The sequence below is a fragment of the uncultured Roseibium sp. genome (assembly GCF_947494555.1).
Taxonomy (GTDB): domain Bacteria; phylum Pseudomonadota; class Alphaproteobacteria; order Rhizobiales; family Stappiaceae; genus Roseibium.
Genome location: NZ_CANLVF010000004.1, coordinates 407,228 through 424,459, shown reverse-complemented (window position 1 = coordinate 424,459; position 17,232 = coordinate 407,228). Strand labels below are relative to the sequence as shown.

The window sequence follows — 17,232 nt, the reverse complement described above, 5'->3', positions numbered from 1 at the left end:
ATTGAATTTTTGATGTTTTTAGAAAGGCACGCGATACGCGTAGCAGTCGAACCTGACTAGTAAAGGTTTTCGCGCATGATGATTTCAATGCGGATCTGCTCCTGCGCCTCATAGATTCCAGCGTCATCGCACTTGGCGCGAAGGATTCTAAGAGCGCTCCTGGCAAGATGTCCCACGTTCTGCACGATGATGGCGTCCACTTCGCCATCCAGCAAAGCCTGGCGCGTGACGGAAGTAAGGTCATGTGCAACAACAACAAGATCGCGATCGGGCGCTGATTGCCTTAGAGCATCCAGCATGATGGCATTCCCCGAGCCCATGGAATAAACAGCCTTCAGATCGCCATGGGCGGCAATGCTCCTTTGAAGCGTTTCCCTTATTCGATCCGGATCGTCGTGAAACTCGATAGTCGGCAAAGCCTTGAGCCTTGGAAAGTCTCTCGACAGGACTTCATCAAGTCCAAAGCGCCGCTCGATACTGTCGCGGGACACCATCGAGTTCGTCGCCACCAGAATGCAGCCCGTTTCTTTGCGCAGGAAGCGTCCAAGAAGAGCTCCCGCCGTTTGGCCAGCCGAGAAATTGTCAATTCCAACAAAGTGATCGCATCGGGAATTAGGCAGATCGGACACAAGGGCGACCACATAGGCACCGGCGCTTTTGATGTGCGCAATCGCATCTCGCACCTGCGGTGTTTCCGGCGCCATGATCGCAACGCCGTCAAGCCGCCCGAGATCCAGGGACTTCAGGCGCTTGACAACCGCATGCGGATCAGCCGCGTTCACATATATTATGTCGACATCAGCCCGGTCAGTCACCTGCGCATCAGTAGCCTCGCGAACGGCACTCGCAACGGTGTCGACAAAATGGTTCGGCCCTTCCGGCAGGACAAAAGTAAACTTGTAACGCCTTTTCTTTGCCAGGTTCGCCGCATTCGTGTCACGCACATAGCCGAGCCGCCTCACCGCGTCCTTGACCCGTTCAGCGTTTTTCGGCCGCACGTCCGCCCGCCCGTTCAAGACGCGATCGACGGTCGAAAGGCTGACACCGGCTTCGCGCGCTATGTCATGGACAGTTGGCTTCACTCATTACCTCCCGCGGATCGCCAAATTGGCGCTTCTTTCTGACATACGTCAATCAAAATGTGCCGCGATTGCCAACTTGTCCAAGAAAATCCCTTTTTGTCAGACGTTTAGGGCATTACAAGCGCGTGCCCGACCTTTTGAAAGAGTGTCGTGACGCACCGGATCTCCAAGTCTCTCGAGAAGCGGTAGGGGCTCGTTTCCGGGCTATGCCTGAATGCCGACGCCACCGCGGAGGATTTTTGCAAGAACCGGCAACTTCAGATAAAACGCCGGGATCTGCTTGTTGGGACGGCCCAACGCGAAATGGCTGGCCGGGACGACCCGTGAACGAGGTCGATATGGCTAATTCAGAAAAACCTGCAAGAAAGCTCATCGAAGGCAGACCCGCTCTCCTGGTGATAGACGTTCAAAAAAGCACCTTCATCGATGACAGCACCGTTCGCTCGATCGACAACATGCCCGGCTACAGAGAGCGGATGCTGGCATGCGCCGGTCTTGTGGAGGCAGCGCACGAGGCCGGGACGCCGGTGATATTCATTCAGGAAATCCACAGGGCGGATGGAATCGACTTTGGCCGGGAGCTTGATGGCGACGAGGACATTCATTGTCTGGAAGGCGATCCGCGAACCGATGTGGCCAAGGAAGAAATGGGATTTCGCAAAGGGGATTACCTCGTTCCGAAGCGCCGCTACTCGGCCTTTTTCGGGACTGATCTTGAAATTCTGCTTCGTGGCTTGAAGGTCGAGACGCTCCTTTTGTGCGGCGGTCTCACGGATGTCTGCGTCCACTACACGTTCGTAGACGGACACCAGTCGGATTACTTCTGCCGGGTGATAGAGGATTGCGTCGCAGGATCCAGTCTGGAGGCCCACACGGCAGCGCTGCGCGCCATGGAATACCTTCAGACCGGCGCACGTCAAACTTCGTCGGACATCATTGCTGCGATGATGAATGAAAGAGAGACAACACAGGACAACAACCCCGGCGGCTAAACTCCGAACTGGCTACCACGCTTTGGTCAAACCAGCTTCGAAACCGGCAAAGCACATGCCTTACCGCCGCTCATGCATGCGCATGCCTCAGGTCGCTGACAGGCCAGTTCGCCTTTTCCGATGCGCCGTCATAAAGACTGTCGAGAAACGAACGGATTGCATCGGCCGGATCCATTGCAGTCCGGGCGTCCTCATACTTGAGGATTGCAAGGGCGCCGCCGTTCTTTTCCGCCCAGAGCGCGGATCCGGGCCGCAACGGTACCTGGTTCATTCCAGACGGCTCGGGGTAGGCGTAACCGTAAAATGCGGCTTCCGGAAAGGTGTCATCTCCAGGCCAGAAACCGATCGAAATCACTTCGTGAGAATAGGCCTCCCTGTCCGATTGCGTGCCTCCTTCCAACGGGTGAGCGCGGCCTGAGAAACGGGTGACAACCAGATCAAAAGAATGCCAGTAGAGGTGCACAGGTGTTTGCTTGCCAGCGAAACTCGTCCGATAAGTCTCGAAGACCCCTGATATCGAACAAAGTGCCTGCCAGAACCGGAAGACGGCGACCTCATCGTAGCGGCGTGGCGCAGTGTCTTGCGGAAAGGGCACCTTGGATTTGTTGTCATAGGGAACAGCCAGGATGCTCACCGTGATGCCCAGGTCGCCGAGCAGGGAAAACAGCGCCGTGTAGAATTCTGCAACACTCAGCCCTGCAACGGAAAACCCCTCTTGACGACCGTCATTGCGACAGACGCTGACCCGGTGATCAATCATGTCGAACAGGATTTCGAACCCGCCGTCCCGAAAGGGTATACGGCCTGTCGTCAGCCCGCAGACATGCGGGTACAGCGTAACATGCCACCAGTGGTTCAGCTTCGGGTGCGACTTGAGGCGGATCTTCCCGATAATCTGCAGGAAAAGATGGAGCGTGTCCTTGGTGTCGGACCATTCATCATAGGGAAGTGGCGGCAGTGTAATCATGTGTTCGCCTCCGTCAAATCATGGCGAGAAGAGCTTTGCTGGGACCTGCAACGGATATCTAGGCGGGTGCAGGCCGCGGAAAAGCTTTCGCAGAGCATCATGATGCTTCCAGTTCACGGAGCAAGCGTTTCGGTATGACCGTCAACCGCAAGGACTTGTCCGGAAATCCTTCGTCCCGCGTCGGATGCAAGGAAATGAACCATGTTTGCAACGTCCTCTGCGCTGACCCAGGTTTTCATGGAGACACCCTCGACATAGAGGGCACGGACGTCTTCCTCGCTGAGCCCGCGCGCGACGGCTTCCTTTGCGACGATGCGATCCATCCGGGGACCTTCTACCGCGCCGGGACAGATTGCGTTGACACGAATGCCATGCGGCCCGAGTTCCATGGCAAGCGTCTTCATCAGACCGACGATGGCCCATTTTGCCGCCGCATAGGGCGAACGCATCGGGTATCCCATGATGCCTGCAGTCGAGGACGTCATTGCAATCAGGCCCGCCCCCTCGGCTTTCATCACCCGGGCAGCCCAGCGGCAGGTCAGGAAGGTGCCATGGACATTCGTCGCGACACACCGCTGCCATTCACCATAGTCCAGCGTTTCGATCGCACCGGCCGGCCCTCCCGTGCCTGCATTCGCGCAAACGACATCCACTCCGCCCCATTGGCTTTCCACTTGGCCAAGGAACGCCTGCATCTCCGCTTCGCTGGTCACGTCCGCGACGCCGCACAGCGCCTTTGGGTGGGTTTTCTGGAAGTCTGATACGGCAGACGCATCAGCGTCGCAGATCGCGATTTCAGCACCGTCAGTTAAAAACCGCTCTGCCATGGCGCGACCGATACCGGCAGCACCGCCTGACACAAAAACTCGTCTTTTCATCCGATCGACCCCTTCCAGCCGTGATAAATTCAAGGAATTTCGAAAAGAAGAGATCCGACTTGTAGACCCCTCGCAATGTGGCGCATCAGTAGTTGTTGATCGGTTCCGCTTTGTCACGTCAGGCAAGTGGCAAGAGTCGGGCCTGCGATACCCTGTGACGTATTCGACCGATTCAATGCGACATTTATTCGCACAATCATTGGACACTCGTCCCTTTCCTATGCAACGCTAATGGACGGGGAACAGCAACGGACAGGAGGGGATATGTCTGACTCGTCGGAAACCAAGAAAATGCTGGATCCGGATCCCCGGGTCTGGGATTTCGAAACCGAGTATGAACTCGGACAGGACAATATTCGCCCATTTGGTCTGGATCTGCACAATCCCGTCTTTCTGATCTCGAGTATCTTGATCGCGGCATTCGTACTAATCTCGCTCGCCAATCAGGAAGCCGCCGCCGCGTTCTTCGGCTGGCTCCGGCCTTGGCTGACCAGCACGTTCGACTGGTTCCTTGTCCTGTCGGTCAATGCAATCACGCTTTTCTGCCTGGCGCTGATCGTTCTGCCGGTCGGATCCGTGCGGATCGGCGGAAAGGATGCCAAGCCTGACTATTCCTATGCCGGCTGGATCGCGATGATGTTCGCCGCCGGCATCGGCATCGGGCTGCTGTTCTTCGGCGTGCTTGAGCCGGTCTACTACAACTTCGCCGAAAGCGGTGGTGCAAGTCCGCTTGGCGTCGACATCACGCAGCCCGGAAACGAGTATGTTGGCGTGGTGGGAACCATTCACCACTGGGGTCTTGAGGGCTGGGCGATTTACGCTGCGGTCGGACTGTCGCTTGCGATATTCGCCTACAATCTCGGTCTGCCGCTGACCCTGCGGTCCGCATTCTATCCCCTGCTCGGCGAACGTGTCTGGGGATGGTGGGGCCACGCCATCGATACACTTGCCGTTTTCGCGACCTTGTTCGGTCTGACCACCTCACTGGGTCTTGGCGCACAACAGGTAGCCGCTGGTCTTTACGAAGTCTTCGGCATCGAGCCAACTCCGACGGTGACAGTTCTGCTCATCATCTTCATTACCGCAATCGCTCTGGGTTCGGTTCTTCTCGGCATGGATGCGGGCGTCAAGAGACTGTCGGAAATCAACATGATCATGGCCGTCGGGCTGTTCATCTTCGTAATCCTTGTGACCGGGGTCGGCGTCGCAATCTCGCGCTACTTCTCCGTCATGACAGACTACATTTTGATGTTACCCGCGCTGTCTAATCCCTTCGGGCGAGAAGATACGAGTTTCTTCCACGGATGGACGACATTCTACTGGGCATGGTGGATCGCCTGGTCGCCCTTCGTCGGCATGTTTATCGCTCGTATCTCCAAAGGCCGGACAGTGCGCGAGTTCGTGCTCTGCGCATTGATCGCGCCAACGGCAGTCTGCGCCCTCTGGATGTCGACCTTCGGCGGCGCAGCAATCGACATGCTGAATGCAGGTGGCGCAGAAGGCGTCCGCGCGACGGTCATCGACGCGTACAAGCCCGAAGGAGCCCTCTTCGGCTTCCTGAAGGAACTGCCGTTCTACCAGATCGTCGCACCGATCTCGCTGCTGCTGATCATCATCTTCTTCGTGACGTCGTCGGACTCCGGTTCGCTGGTGATCGACACGATCACGGCAGGTGGCAAGATGGATGCGCCTGTCATCCAGCGCATCTTCTGGTGCACGCTGGAAGGACTGGTTGCCATCGCGCTGCTGCTCGGCGGTGGGCTTTCGGCCCTCCAAGGGGCGGCAGTCTCGACCGGCATACCGTTCACGATTGTCGTGCTGGTGATGTGCTATTGCCTGTGGCTCGCGCTCAGAGCTGAACGCGCCAAGATGTAAATTGCCAAAGGCAGCGGACGGTTACCCGTCCGCTGCCAAATTCTCTTCCCCGCAAGGAAGCGCGGTTCAGACAGCAATGTCCTCAGGCTCTTGATCGAGCAATCACCCATCCTTGTAGTAGTAGCTGTAGCCATTCAGCGCAGGCGCACCGCCCAGATGGGCATAAAGAACCTTTGAGCCCGCCGGTATCTCGCCTTTCCTGACAAGATCGATCATCCCTTGCATCGATTTGCCCTCATAGACGGGATCCGTGATCATCGCTTCCGTCCTTGCAGCAAGCCGGATCGCATCATTGGTTTCATCCGAAGGAACACCATAAGCCGGATAGGCGTAGTCGGGGTTGATGACGATTTCCGCATCTGAAACCGGGCGGCCCAATCCGACAAGATCAGCGGTGTTGTCGACGATCTCCCTTACCTGCTCACGCGTCTGATCGAGCGTTCCTGACGCATCGATCCCGATTACCCGCTCAGCCCTGTCCTGTGCGGCAAAGCCGACGATCATACCGGCCTGGGTGGAGCCGGTGACGACACACACGATGATGTAATCGAACTGGAACCCAAGCTCAGCTTCCTGGGCTTTCACCTCTTCGGCAAACCGCACATACCCAAGCCCGCCAAACTTGTGAACGGAAGCCCCGGCCGGAATACCGTAGGGCGTTCCGCCAGCGTCGCGGACCGATTGCATGGCATCTTCCCAGCTCTTGCGGATGCCGATATCGAAGCCGTCGTCGACAAGCCGGGAATCGGCCCCCATCAGCCGTGTCAGGAGGATATTGCCGACACGGTCATAAACAGCATCAAAGTGCGGCACCCATTTCTCCTGCACCACAACACATTTCATGCCGATTTTCGCCGCGGCCGCGGCGACCATTCGTGTGTGGTTCGACTGCACGCCACCGATTGAAACAAGAGTGTCGGCACCGGAGGCAATGGCGTCGGGAATGATGTATTCCAGTTTGCGAAGCTTGTTGCCGCCAAAGGCCAGACCGGAGTTGCAGTCCTCTCGTTTGGCATAAATCTGAACCTCTCCACCAAGAGCATCCGTCAGGCGCGGCAGGTGTTCAATCGGTGTCGGCCCAAAGGTCAACGGATAGCGTTCAAAACGGTCGAGATTCATGAGTGCATGCCTTGTTGTTTGAGACGGGCCAAGACTGACAGAAAATTTGCCGAAGGTGCTTTCTATTCTGCCGAATGAAACTATGAAACATTCAACAATTTCCGGAGAAATTATGATATTCATCCGAAAAATTTCAAATTATTGAGAGAATCTCTCATGCCTCAAAGTCTGGACAGAACAGACCGGAAAATCGTGAAGCTCCTGCAGGAAGACGGAAGGCTATCAAATGCCGAGCTTGCAGAACGCGTGAACGTCAGTCCGGCAACATGTCACCGGCGTACACAGCGCCTGTTCGATGAAGATGTCATCGGATCAGTGCGTGCCATGGTCAATCCGGAAAGGGTGGATCGGGCAGCGCTTGTCATTGTCGGCGTCGTTCTGGATCGCTCTACGCCGCAAAGCTTTGCCGAATTCGAAGACGCCGTTCAGGCCTTGAATTTCGTGCTGGATTGCCACCTGGTAGCCGGCGACTTCGACTACCTTCTGAAAATCAGGGTGAAGGACATGGCGGATTTCAACAAGCTGCACGGCGAAAAACTGATTGCACTACCAGGCGTCCGTCAGACGCGTACCTTTTTCGTGATGAAGGAAGTCACCGACAACGCGCCGCTGTCCTTCTAGATCCGAGACACCACAGCGCCGACTCTGCCCTACCTGGAAAATCAACATTCCAGACAAATGCGCCCGCTCTGTGGGAAGAACGGGCGCTGAGTGCATCGACCAGGATCGGGATCAGGTCTTATTGCGGCGGCGAAGACCAGCGACGCCGCCAAGTGCACCCAATAGAAGCAGTCCGCTGGCCGGAAGCGGTACTGCCGAAACCTGGCCTGGTGTGTAGTCGACAATCAGCCTACCGGCAGCCCAGTCCTGGTTCTCCAGGGACGCGATCTGGAACGAGGCAAAGCTGTCGGTTTCGAACCTGACACTCAACAGATCGCCCAGCAGAGCCGATGTGAACATGGTCAGATCTGTGAAGGCGATCGTGTTGACGTCGCCCGGCGATCCACCCGTTGAAACGCTGGTATCCGCAACCTGATCACCGGCAGCATTGAAGTCCGAAATCGTGACGGAGCCGTCCCCCAAATAGGCAAACAGGTCTACTTCTGCGTTGGCTCCGAGGTTGGAAATGAACCGGGTATTGGTCCATTCAAACGCGACCGAATTGATTGTCGCGTTATCGTCAATTCCCGCGAGATTGAATTCGAATATGCCATTGAAGATGTTTGCACCCGATTGCGACACCGAAATCGTGGTGTCGCCGGTGTTCACGGTGTCGCCTCCAAATGTCCGTACCCAGCCATCATCGACTGTGTTCAGCGTCATTGTTGCCGCGAACAGAGATGTCGGAAATATCAGCGCTGCCAGTGCTAGAAATATGTGTTTTTTCATGATGCGATTCTCACATTCTGTTTTGGAAATCAGCTAAAGAAACCAGCTGTCATTTTGAATTTGAGGAGTGTGCCGAGACCGATCCTCTCGCTCGCTGTCCAAGGTGATCCCGTTTCCATGTCACGTGTTCGAAAGGGGTTTCATGCGCGGGGAACCCCTGCAAACGCAAAAGTTGCTGGAACTTCAATTTCGACACCCCTTGACATGACCACCCAGGCTCCTGCCCGATCGAAATCGATTTGCCCCGGCGCTTGATTTTTGGTCCGGCGCGCATCAATCTTCTCCGATTGGAACAAGCGCAGACGACTAATCCAGAAAGTTCGTGCTTACGGAACGGCGGCTGCGTGAAACCGTTGAGAAATTTTGATTTAATTCGCAGAGACCAATTCGCGATGCGTGAAATTGACGTAGTTTTTGATCCCGAAAGGAAGCTTTTTCTCTATTTTGGCATAACCTTTATCGCCATAGGCGTGGGCCCGTTCGGAACGTACGAGACCATGACCTTGTGGCAGCGTGCGGTTTTCTGGAGCCTGGATATTCTAGGTTGTGCGCTGATCGTCGTGCCGATCCTGCATGTTTTCTATTTCAGCCGTCTGGCAGGCAGAATTCCTTCCTTCCCGCGATTTGTCCTAGGGATCGCGCTGGCCGCGCTGCCGGCGGCGGGCTACATATCCGTTCTCTATGGAATGGTTGGCGACAAGCTCGAGATTACGACGCCCTATCCGCTTCTTTATGTGCAGGTCACGATTTTCTCGATCTTGCTTCTTTTGACCGAATTCGTTCTCTGGCCTGCTCTGTTCGGCAACCGGCTGGAAAAACGCAAAGCAACTGATGATTTAGTTTCGGAAGCCACCGATGCCGCGCCAGCTGCGCCAGCGCCTGAACAGTTGGAGGCAGCTTCTGTGCCCCTGATGTCACGTCTGCCTCACAATGTGCGTCATGGGTCTGTCGTGTCGATTTCAATGCAGGATCACTATGCAGAGGTCACGCTAACGACGGGAAAGGCATTGATCCTCATGCGCTTGAGTGATGCCATCGACCTTCTTGAAGGATATCCCGGCGTGCGTGTGCATCGCTCTCATTGGGTGGCGCAACAGTTTCTGAAAGCGATTGAGAGACGCGACAGGGGATACCGCGCTGTGCTCGAAGACGGTCGGGACCTTCCGGTCAGCGCCACATATCTTGAGGCGGCACGCCAGCAACTTGTCTCCAGTGCCAGGGTCGAGCCTGTCTAGCGGAGCCTTGACGTTCGGCTTCGGACGCGAATTTTTCTGCAAGCCGGTAAGCTGGAGCGGGCGATGCTCGCTGACCCGCATATGCACTAAAGGATGACTGCCGTCAGATTTCCCCGTTCACCACAAGCTGGATCCGGTCTGCAGCGGCCCTTGCTCGTGTGTACTGTATCGGCCTGCCGGACATGTCGAGATTGACGCTTTCCACCACCATGACCGGCTGGCCCAGCGGGATACCAAGCTGCTGCGCATCCCTGGCATCCACCAGCTCCGCGGTTATGCGTGACTCCTTGCGCCGGTAGTCATCAATCCCGGCCTTTTGCAGGGCCTTGGTGATCGACCCGCTTTCAGCATAGTCGGCAACGAAATTCGGTACCCGCGACTGTTCGAACCAGCCGGTACCGACGATCATCGGAATACCGTCCGCAACGCGCAGCGTTTCAAGCCGGATGAGCATGGTTCCAAGCGGAAGTTCAAGCTGTTGCGCAAGCAGTGCATCGGCCTCTTCCAGCGCTGAACCGATCAGCCGCCCGCTCGGCGATCTGTCCTGCCCGGAAACGATTTCCGAAAACCGTGTTCGCGGCCCAATCGGATAACTGAGGGGCGCTGAAGCAACAAAAGTGCCGCGGCCCTGATCTGCTCTGAGGACACCTTCCGCCGTCAGCGCTGCGATGGCCCGCCGCACCGTGTGGCGGTTCACACCAAAGCGGGTGGCAAGCTCCGATTCCGGTGGCAGACGGCTTCCTTCCTCAAATCTGCCGCTGACAATTTCCGCCTTCAGCGTTTCCATGATCTGGCGCCAGACGGCAATGCCTGCGCTGCGGTCGAGAATGGTGTTTTTCGTCATGCGCTCGTCATCAATTTTCAGTACCAAAGAGTCAACTGGATTATTTGTATAGACAAATAGACAATTCAGCGGTAGAGAAAATGCGTTTTCGACATTCTCTCCAGTTACCGCCAAACCGAAGGCGCGACTTATGACCGAAGCCAGCACTCCCGACGGCACCTCCAGTCACACCGCAGGTGCCCAACTTGAACGCCAAAAAATCATGGCAACGCTCGCAGCCGCGGCACCCGATGCCATCGCGGAAAAATTCCACGCCCTACAGGCTGCAGACTACGAACTTGTGCGCCAGCCCGAGACAGGACTGGTCATGGTGCGCGGTCGCATGGGCGGCACGGGCAATCCCTTCAATCTCGGCGAAGTTACGGTGACCCGCTGCGTTGTTCGTCTTGCAACTGGCGAAACCGGGAGCTCCTACAGCCTCGGACGCAACAAGGAAAAAGCCCTTCACACCGCTCTGATCGACGCCCGCTGGCAGCGAGACGAAGAGCGCGCGCAGATCGAGCAGGACATCATCACACCGCTTGCCGAGGCTCATGCAGCCGCAGGTGAAACGGTGAAACAGGAAACCGAAGCGACGAAAGTCAACTTCTTCACGATGGTGCGGGGAGACAACTGATGGAAACGACAGTTTCAACACCCGTTCAAAATGGGCGAAGCACGCCGCTTTCTGCCGGCTTCCTCGACCCCGTTCACGACGCACAGGCCTGTTTTCGAGCGATCATGAGCGTCATGGCACGCCCGGGCACACGCCAAAAACTCGTGATGTGCTCAGAAGTTCCACCTGAGCCGCTGACGCCGGCGGCGGCTGCCATAGCGTTGACACTCTTCGACTACGACACCCCTGTCTGGCTTGACCGACCGCTCATGCAATCCGAAGCCGTGAAGGCCTTTTTACGCTTTCACACGGGCGCGCCGATCCTGTCGGAGCCCGTAGAAGCCGCCTTTGCGCTTGTGAGCGAACCACAATCGATGATCCCGCTAGCGAGCTTCAACCAGGGCTCCGCCGAGTATCCCGATCAGTCGACGACGGTGATCCTCACCGGACAAACCTTCGGCAAGGCTCAGGCTGTCACGCTGGCCGGTCCGGGAATAAAGGACACCGCATCCTTCAGCACTGGTCCCACTCCTCCCGTTTTCTGGGATCAGGTCGTTTCAAACAACCGGCAGTTTCCGCGTGGTGTCGACCTGATTTTTGCAGGCACGGCAGAGGTCGCGGCGCTGCCCCGCTCCACCCGCATTACGCTCACGGAGGCCTGAGCCATGTATGTTGCCGTCAAAGGTGGCGAAACAGCCATCCGAAACGCTCACAAGCTGCTTGCCAAACGCCGCCGGGGCGACACGTCGGTGCCCGCGCTGACGCTGGAGCAGATCGCTGAACAGCTGTCCCATTCCGTCGCCCGCGTGATGGGCGAAGGGTCGCTATACGACGAAACTCTCGCGGCACTTGCCATCAAGCAGGCGCGCGGTGACCTGATCGAGGCCGCATTCCTGATGCGGGCTTACCGGACCACCTTGCCTCGATTCGGATACAGCCAACCGGTGGACACCGCCAGGATGCTGGTGGAGCGCCGGATTTCAGCCACCTACAAGGACCTGCCGGGCGGCCAGGTGCTCGGCCCGACATTCGACTACAGCTACCGGCTGCTCGACTTCACACTCGCCGCGGAATCGGATGGCGCTGAATTGCCTGTTGAAACGGCAGAGATGCGCGACGAAGCCATGCCACGCGTGACCGACCTGCTCGGTGACGAAGGCCTTATGGAACCGGACCCGATCACCGACGTTGACGCCCCTGTCGGCGATCTCACGCGCGAACCGCTTGCTTTTCCAGCGGATCGCGACCTACGCCTCCAGAACCTTGCGCGTGGCGACGAGGGCTTCCTGCTCGCACTTGCCTACTCCACCCAGCGCGGTTACGGGCGGACCCACCCGTTTGCCGGTGAAATCCGCTATGGCGAGGTGGAAGTCGAGTTCTTCGCGGAAGAACTGGGATTTGCCGTAACGCTCGGGACAATCAAGGTCACCGAGTGCCAGATGGTCAACCAGTTCAAGGGGTCTTCAAAAGCCGCACCGACCTTTACACGCGGCTACGGCCTCGTTTTCGGCCAGGTCGAACGCAAGGCCATGTCGATGGCCATGGTCGACCGGTCCATGCGCTGGCAGGAGCTTGGCGAAGAACAGTCTGCGCCGGCCCAGGACATCGAATTCGTCCTCTCGCATTCTGACAATATCCAGGCGACCGGTTTCGTCGAACACTTGAAACTGCCCCACTATGTCGACTTCCAGGCCGAACTCGATCTTGTCCGCAGGATGCGCGCTGAGTGGTTCGAAAAACGTGACCAGAACCCGGATGAAGATGCCGCTGCCCAGGAGGCTGCAGAATGAATGACACGGCTCAGATCTACGATCAGGGCGAATACAATTTCGCCTATCTGGACGAACAGACAAAGCGCATGATCCGCAGGGCGATCCTGAAAGGGATCGCAATACCCGGATATCAAGTGCCCTTTGCGTCTCGTGAAATGCCGATGCCCTATGGCTGGGGAACAGGCGGCGTTCAGGTAACGGCCGCGGTCCTCGGAAAGGACGATTGTTTGAAAATGATCGACCAGGGCTCCGATGATACGACGAATGCTGTGTCCCTACGCGGCTTTTTCGAAAAAACGGCAGGTGTCCGGACGACCTACGAAACCTCCGAGGCGACCGTTATCCAGACGCGGCACCGCATCCCGGAGAAAACGCTTACCGAGGACCAGATCCTGGTGTTCCAGGTTCCCATCCCGGAACCGCTTCGTTTTCTGGAGCCGCGCGAAACCGAGACCCGCAAGATGCATGCTTTGGAGGACTACGGCCTCATGCATGTGAAGCTCTACGAGGACATTGCGAAAAACGGGCACATTGCCACCACGTATGCGTATCCGGTGAAGGTCAATGACCGCTATGTGATGGATCCTTCGCCGACGCCGAAATTCGACAATCCGAAGATCGACGAAATGGCTGCGCTGCAGCTATACGGCGCCGGCCGTGAAAAACGCATCTATGCGATCCCTCCCTATACGAAGGTGAAAAGCCTCGACTTTGAAGACTATCCCTTCGAGGTCCAGAAATTCGACAAGCCTTGCGCACTCTGCGGCGCGGAAAATGTCTATCTCGACGAGGTCATTCTCGACGACAGAGGCGGGCGGATGTTCGTCTGCTCAGACAGTGACCACTGCGAGGAACGCCGCGCACAAGGTCACACCGGGCCAATGGCAGCCAATCCGGCCGCGGCCCAGATTACAGAAAAGAACCAGAGGGAAACGACCCGATGAACACGATTCAATCGGACGAACCGCTTCTGCAGGTTCACAATGTCACCCGCTACTACGGCGACCGGGTCGGTTGCCTCGACGTCTCCTTCGATCTGTGGCCGGGCGAAGTGCTCGCCATCGTGGGGGAAAGCGGCTCCGGCAAGACCACTTTGCTCAACTGCCTGTCGACGCGACTCGCGCCGACAGCCGGTGCCATCGAATACCGGATGCGCGACGGCGCAATGCGCAATCTTTACCAACTGACGGAAGCAGAACGCCGCCTTCTGATGCGCACCGACTGGGGCTTTGTGCACCAGAATGCCGCAGACGGCCTGCGCATGAATGTGTCCGCAGGGGCCAATGTGGGCGAGCGGCTGATGGCAGTCGGCCAACGGCACTACGGCAATATCCGTTCAACAGCAGACGACTGGCTGGGCCGCGTTGAAATTGAAAGCGACCGGATTGACGACGACCCGCGTTCTTTTTCGGGCGGCATGCGCCAGCGGCTTCAGATCGCGCGCAATCTTGTAACCCACCCGCGGCTGGTGTTCATGGACGAACCCACAGGCGGCCTCGACGTGTCGGTGCAGGCACGGCTGCTCGATCTTCTGCGGCGGCTTGTATCCGATCTCGGATTGTCGGTCGTGATCGTGACCCATGACCTTGCTGTCGCCCGGTTGCTCTCGCACCGGATTATGGTCATGCGCCAAGGCTATGTGATTGAAGCCGGTCTGACCGATCAGGTGCTCGACGATCCGCGCGAGCCCTACTCACAGCTTCTTGTGTCCTCCATCCTTCAAGTCTGAGAGGAGCAACCAAACATGCCTGTCCGTCTTTATCTCAACAATGTCGGCAAGTCCTTCACCATGCATCTTCAGGGTGGCACGATCATACCGGTCGTCGACAAGGTGGAATTTTCCGTAAACACCGGGGAATGCGTCGTTCTGGGCGGCCCGTCCGGTGCCGGCAAGAGCTCCATTTTGAAAATGATCTACGGCAATTATCGCTGCGATCAGGGTCAGATCCTTGTCACCATTGACGACGAAATCATCAACGTCGCCGATGCCGAACCCCGAAAAGTCCTGCAGCTCCGTGAGGACACAATCGGATATGTCAGCCAGTTCCTCAGGACAATCCCGCGCGTCTCGGCCGAGGACGTCGTGGCGGAGCCGCTGATTGCCCAGGGTGAAAGCGAGGACAACGCCGTTAAGAAGGCACGCTCGCTCCTTGCCCGCCTGAACGTTCCTGAACGGCTGTGGACGCTGCCGCCCGCGACCTTTTCCGGAGGTGAGCAGCAAAGGGTCAATATTGCCCGCGGATTTATCGCGCACTATCCGATCCTGCTTCTCGATGAGCCGACCGCTTCGCTCGACGCTGCCAATCGGGCCGTGGTCGTCCGCCTCGTGCAGGAAAAGAAGGAACAGGGTGTCGCAATGGTCGGTATTCTGCACGATCAGGATGTCAGGGAGGAAATCGCCGATCGCATCATCGATGTGACCGCATTTGCCGCAGACGCGGCCGCCTGACCGAATTTGACAAGGAAACGGTTGCAGGCGGGAGCAAACTGTCACAGAACAGTCACCGCCTGCCTTTAGAGCCTTTCTGCCTCCCTTGACTGAACCCTGGTACCGAAATGCGCTACGCCCTCTATTTTGCAGCCGATGCGGACGATTTACTGATGCAGCTCGGGAACACCTGGCTGGGCAGAGACCCCTTTACCGGAACGTCCCTCACCCAGCCGGACGTGGCGGGTGTTGATCCGGAGCGTCTTCACGCGCTGACCGACAGCCCGCGCCGCTACGGCTTTCACGGCACGCTCAAGGCGCCGTTTCACTTGCGGTCCAACGTCACCGAAACGGACCTTGTTCAGGCATGCGGCGACTTTGCACAGACTGCATCACCCTTCGAAGTCAGAAGTTTCACTGTCAATCCGCTCGGCAAATTCCTTGCCCTGACACCTAATGCGGATGAACCGGAGCTGGCTGCCTTTGCCTCGGCATGTGTTCGCCGCTTCGAGAATTTTCGCGCGCCTCTTTCTCAAGCGGATATTGAGCGTCGCCGCAAGAGTGGCCTGACGGCCAGACAGGACGGCTATCTGACGGAGTGGGGGTACCCTTACATATTTGACGAGTTCCGCTTCCACATGACGCTCTCCAACAAGCTGGAGAACGCAGAAGAAGCCGATCGGATGAAGGCAGCGGCCGAGCGGCACTTCGCAGAGGTCACCGGACGCCCGCACATCTGCCGGTCCTTCGCGCTTTACGTTGAACCGGAGCGGGGCGCACCGTTCGACGTTCACACCGTTTTTCAGCTAACAGGGACGCAACGCGAGGGTCCGGCTGGCGACCACGCCGACCGTCCGGCCGCCGAGGAGAATGCATGAGCACGCATCTGAAAGTCTTCAAGAACGCAAGGCTTATACTCGCCGACGAGGTTATCGACGGCTCCTTGAGCGTGAACTCATCTGGCGCGATCGAAGCAATCGAAACGCCGAGCAATATCGAGGGCCACGACTGTGAAGGCGACTTTCTCCTGCCCGGTCTAGTTGAGCTGCACACAGACCATCTGGAAACCCACTACGCCCCTCGCCCGAAAGTGCGCTGGAACACCGTGTCGGCGGTGCAGGCACATGACGCCCAGATTGCGTGCGCCGGTATCACCACCGTTTTCGATGCGCTGCGCGTCGGGATGGATGAAGATGCCGACCTGAGCTACGCGGACATGCGTGCGCTCGCCGATGCGATCGAAACGGGCCAGCGCGAACACAGGCTTCGCGCCGACCACTTCATCCACCTACGCTGCGAGGTCTCAGCGCCAGATGTTCTGGGCGCTTTCGAAGTGTTCCAGGACGACAAGAGCATCCGGCTGATTTCACTGATGGATCACACGCCAGGCCAACGGCAGTTCGTCTCGCTCGATTCCTACAAGATCTATTACCAGGGCAAGAAGGGCTTTACCGACGCCGAGATGGACGAGTTCATCCGGCGGCGGCAGGCACGCGCTGGCGGGCTGGCACCCGATAACCGCAGGAAGCTGTCGGCACTCGCACAAGATCGCGGAATTGCCATTGCAAGCCACGACGACGCGACGATCGACCATGTCGAAGAAGCGATCGGACTGGGCACGAAAATCGCTGAATTCCCGACCACAATCGAGGCGGCGAAAGCCTCCCATGAGGCTGGCATGGCGGTACTCATGGGGGCCCCCAATGTCGTACGCGGCGGCTCGCACTCCGGAAACGTATCGGCAAAAGAACTCGCCGAAGCGGGACATCTCGACGTGCTGTCTTCAGACTACGTTCCGGCCTCCCTTATCCAGGCGGCTTTCCAGCTTGCAGACGAAATCGAGACCATCGACCTGCCCAGAGCGGTCGCCACGGTCACATCCAGCCCGGCCCGTGCAATCGGGCTGACCGATCGCGGCACTCTGTCTCCCGGTCTGCGTGCCGACCTGATACAGGTAAAACTTGTCGGCAGCGTTCCGATCGTGCGCGGCGTCTGGCGCGAGGGCAGGCGCGTTGCCTGAAGCCGGCGGATCACCCTCGGATAAAGTCGGCCCTGG

Annotated in this window: 18 protein-coding genes; 12 read left to right on the top strand and 6 right to left on the bottom strand. The window is 57.7% G+C overall.

What is annotated here, in order from left to right; all coding sequences use genetic code 11:
• Positions 1 to 56: 56 nt before the first annotated feature.
• Complete coding sequence (locus tag Q0915_RS20910) at positions 57 to 1,082, bottom strand: LacI family DNA-binding transcriptional regulator (protein ID WP_299478245.1); 1,026 nt, start codon at positions 1,080 to 1,082, stop codon at positions 57 to 59.
• A gap of 338 nt (positions 1,083 to 1,420) precedes the next feature.
• On the opposite strand from Q0915_RS20910, the gene Q0915_RS20905 reads away from it, so the two are divergent.
• Complete coding sequence (locus Q0915_RS20905; protein ID WP_299478242.1) at positions 1,421 to 2,074, top strand: cysteine hydrolase; 654 nt, start codon at positions 1,421 to 1,423, stop codon at positions 2,072 to 2,074.
• 70 nt (positions 2,075 to 2,144) lie between these two features.
• Here Q0915_RS20905 and Q0915_RS20900 read toward each other — a convergent pair whose 3' ends face one another.
• Both Q0915_RS20900 and Q0915_RS20895 read right to left on the bottom strand, forming a co-directional pair.
• Positions 2,145 to 3,041: a DUF5996 family protein gene (locus Q0915_RS20900; RefSeq protein WP_299478239.1), complete on the bottom strand. Its 897-nt coding sequence runs from the start codon at positions 3,039 to 3,041 to the stop codon at positions 2,145 to 2,147.
• 113 nt (positions 3,042 to 3,154) lie between these two features.
• Complete coding sequence (locus Q0915_RS20895; RefSeq protein WP_299478236.1) at positions 3,155 to 3,919, bottom strand: SDR family oxidoreductase; 765 nt, start codon at positions 3,917 to 3,919, stop codon at positions 3,155 to 3,157.
• A 264-nt stretch (positions 3,920 to 4,183) separates the two neighbouring features.
• Here Q0915_RS20895 and Q0915_RS20890 point away from each other — a divergent pair, with 264 nt between their 5' ends.
• Complete coding sequence (locus Q0915_RS20890; protein ID WP_299478233.1) at positions 4,184 to 5,794, top strand: BCCT family transporter; 1,611 nt, start codon at positions 4,184 to 4,186, stop codon at positions 5,792 to 5,794.
• A gap of 102 nt (positions 5,795 to 5,896) precedes the next feature.
• Here the strand turns inward: Q0915_RS20890 and Q0915_RS20885 are convergent, their stop codons facing one another.
• On the bottom strand, positions 5,897 to 6,913 hold the full coding sequence (locus Q0915_RS20885) for a 1-aminocyclopropane-1-carboxylate deaminase (RefSeq protein WP_299478230.1): 1,017 nt from the start codon (positions 6,911 to 6,913) through the stop codon (positions 5,897 to 5,899).
• Between the two features lie 156 nt (positions 6,914 to 7,069).
• Between Q0915_RS20885 and Q0915_RS20880 the strand changes: the two genes are divergently transcribed.
• Complete coding sequence (locus Q0915_RS20880) at positions 7,070 to 7,534, top strand: Lrp/AsnC ligand binding domain-containing protein (protein ID WP_299478227.1); 465 nt, start codon at positions 7,070 to 7,072, stop codon at positions 7,532 to 7,534.
• A gap of 111 nt (positions 7,535 to 7,645) precedes the next feature.
• Here Q0915_RS20880 and Q0915_RS20875 read toward each other — a convergent pair whose 3' ends face one another.
• Positions 7,646 to 8,302 carry a VPLPA-CTERM sorting domain-containing protein gene (locus Q0915_RS20875; RefSeq protein WP_299478225.1) on the bottom strand — a complete coding sequence of 219 codons (657 nt, stop codon included), beginning with the start codon at positions 8,300 to 8,302 and terminating at the stop codon, positions 7,646 to 7,648.
• Positions 8,303 to 8,694: 392 nt separating this feature from the next.
• Here Q0915_RS20875 and Q0915_RS20870 point away from each other — a divergent pair, with 392 nt between their 5' ends.
• Entirely contained in the window at positions 8,695 to 9,537 is an 843-nt protein-coding gene (locus Q0915_RS20870; protein WP_299478222.1) for a LytTR family DNA-binding domain-containing protein, read from the top strand.
• A 103-nt stretch (positions 9,538 to 9,640) separates the two neighbouring features.
• Here Q0915_RS20870 and phnF read toward each other — a convergent pair whose 3' ends face one another.
• Positions 9,641 to 10,381 carry a phosphonate metabolism transcriptional regulator PhnF gene (gene phnF, locus Q0915_RS20865; RefSeq protein ID WP_299478219.1) on the bottom strand — a complete coding sequence of 247 codons (741 nt, stop codon included), beginning with the start codon at positions 10,379 to 10,381 and terminating at the stop codon, positions 9,641 to 9,643.
• 130 nt (positions 10,382 to 10,511) lie between these two features.
• Here phnF and phnG point away from each other — a divergent pair, with 130 nt between their 5' ends.
• From phnG to Q0915_RS20825, 8 genes are all read left to right on the top strand, one after another.
• Positions 10,512 to 10,997, top strand: a complete 486-nt coding sequence (gene phnG / locus Q0915_RS20860; protein ID WP_299478216.1) for a phosphonate C-P lyase system protein PhnG — start codon at positions 10,512 to 10,514, stop codon at positions 10,995 to 10,997.
• Positions 10,997 to 11,638 (top strand): phosphonate C-P lyase system protein PhnH, encoded by a 642-nt coding sequence (gene phnH / locus Q0915_RS20855; protein WP_299478213.1) that lies wholly within the window; start codon positions 10,997 to 10,999, stop codon positions 11,636 to 11,638. Before phnG ends, phnH begins: the two co-directional genes overlap by 1 nt.
• A gap of 3 nt (positions 11,639 to 11,641) precedes the next feature.
• The gene (locus Q0915_RS20850) at positions 11,642 to 12,766 is read left to right on the top strand and encodes a carbon-phosphorus lyase complex subunit PhnI (protein ID WP_299478210.1); all 1,125 of its coding nucleotides are present in this window, start codon (positions 11,642 to 11,644) and stop codon (positions 12,764 to 12,766) included.
• Positions 12,763 to 13,692 (top strand): alpha-D-ribose 1-methylphosphonate 5-phosphate C-P-lyase PhnJ, encoded by a 930-nt coding sequence (locus Q0915_RS20845; protein ID WP_299478207.1) that lies wholly within the window; start codon positions 12,763 to 12,765, stop codon positions 13,690 to 13,692. Before Q0915_RS20850 ends, Q0915_RS20845 begins: the two co-directional genes overlap by 4 nt.
• Positions 13,689 to 14,477 (top strand): phosphonate C-P lyase system protein PhnK, encoded by a 789-nt coding sequence (gene phnK, locus Q0915_RS20840; protein WP_299478204.1) that lies wholly within the window; start codon positions 13,689 to 13,691, stop codon positions 14,475 to 14,477. Before Q0915_RS20845 ends, phnK begins: the two co-directional genes overlap by 4 nt.
• A 15-nt stretch (positions 14,478 to 14,492) precedes the next feature.
• Positions 14,493 to 15,197: a phosphonate C-P lyase system protein PhnL gene (gene phnL / locus Q0915_RS20835; protein WP_299478201.1), complete on the top strand. Its 705-nt coding sequence runs from the start codon at positions 14,493 to 14,495 to the stop codon at positions 15,195 to 15,197.
• Positions 15,198 to 15,304: 107 nt separating this feature from the next.
• The gene (locus Q0915_RS20830; protein WP_299478198.1) at positions 15,305 to 16,054 is read left to right on the top strand and encodes a DUF1045 domain-containing protein; all 750 of its coding nucleotides are present in this window, start codon (positions 15,305 to 15,307) and stop codon (positions 16,052 to 16,054) included.
• The gene (locus Q0915_RS20825) at positions 16,051 to 17,196 is read left to right on the top strand and encodes an alpha-D-ribose 1-methylphosphonate 5-triphosphate diphosphatase (protein ID WP_299478195.1); all 1,146 of its coding nucleotides are present in this window, start codon (positions 16,051 to 16,053) and stop codon (positions 17,194 to 17,196) included. The genes Q0915_RS20830 and Q0915_RS20825 overlap by 4 nt, the downstream gene beginning before the upstream one ends.
• The last annotated feature ends 36 nt before the right edge of the window (positions 17,197 to 17,232 follow it).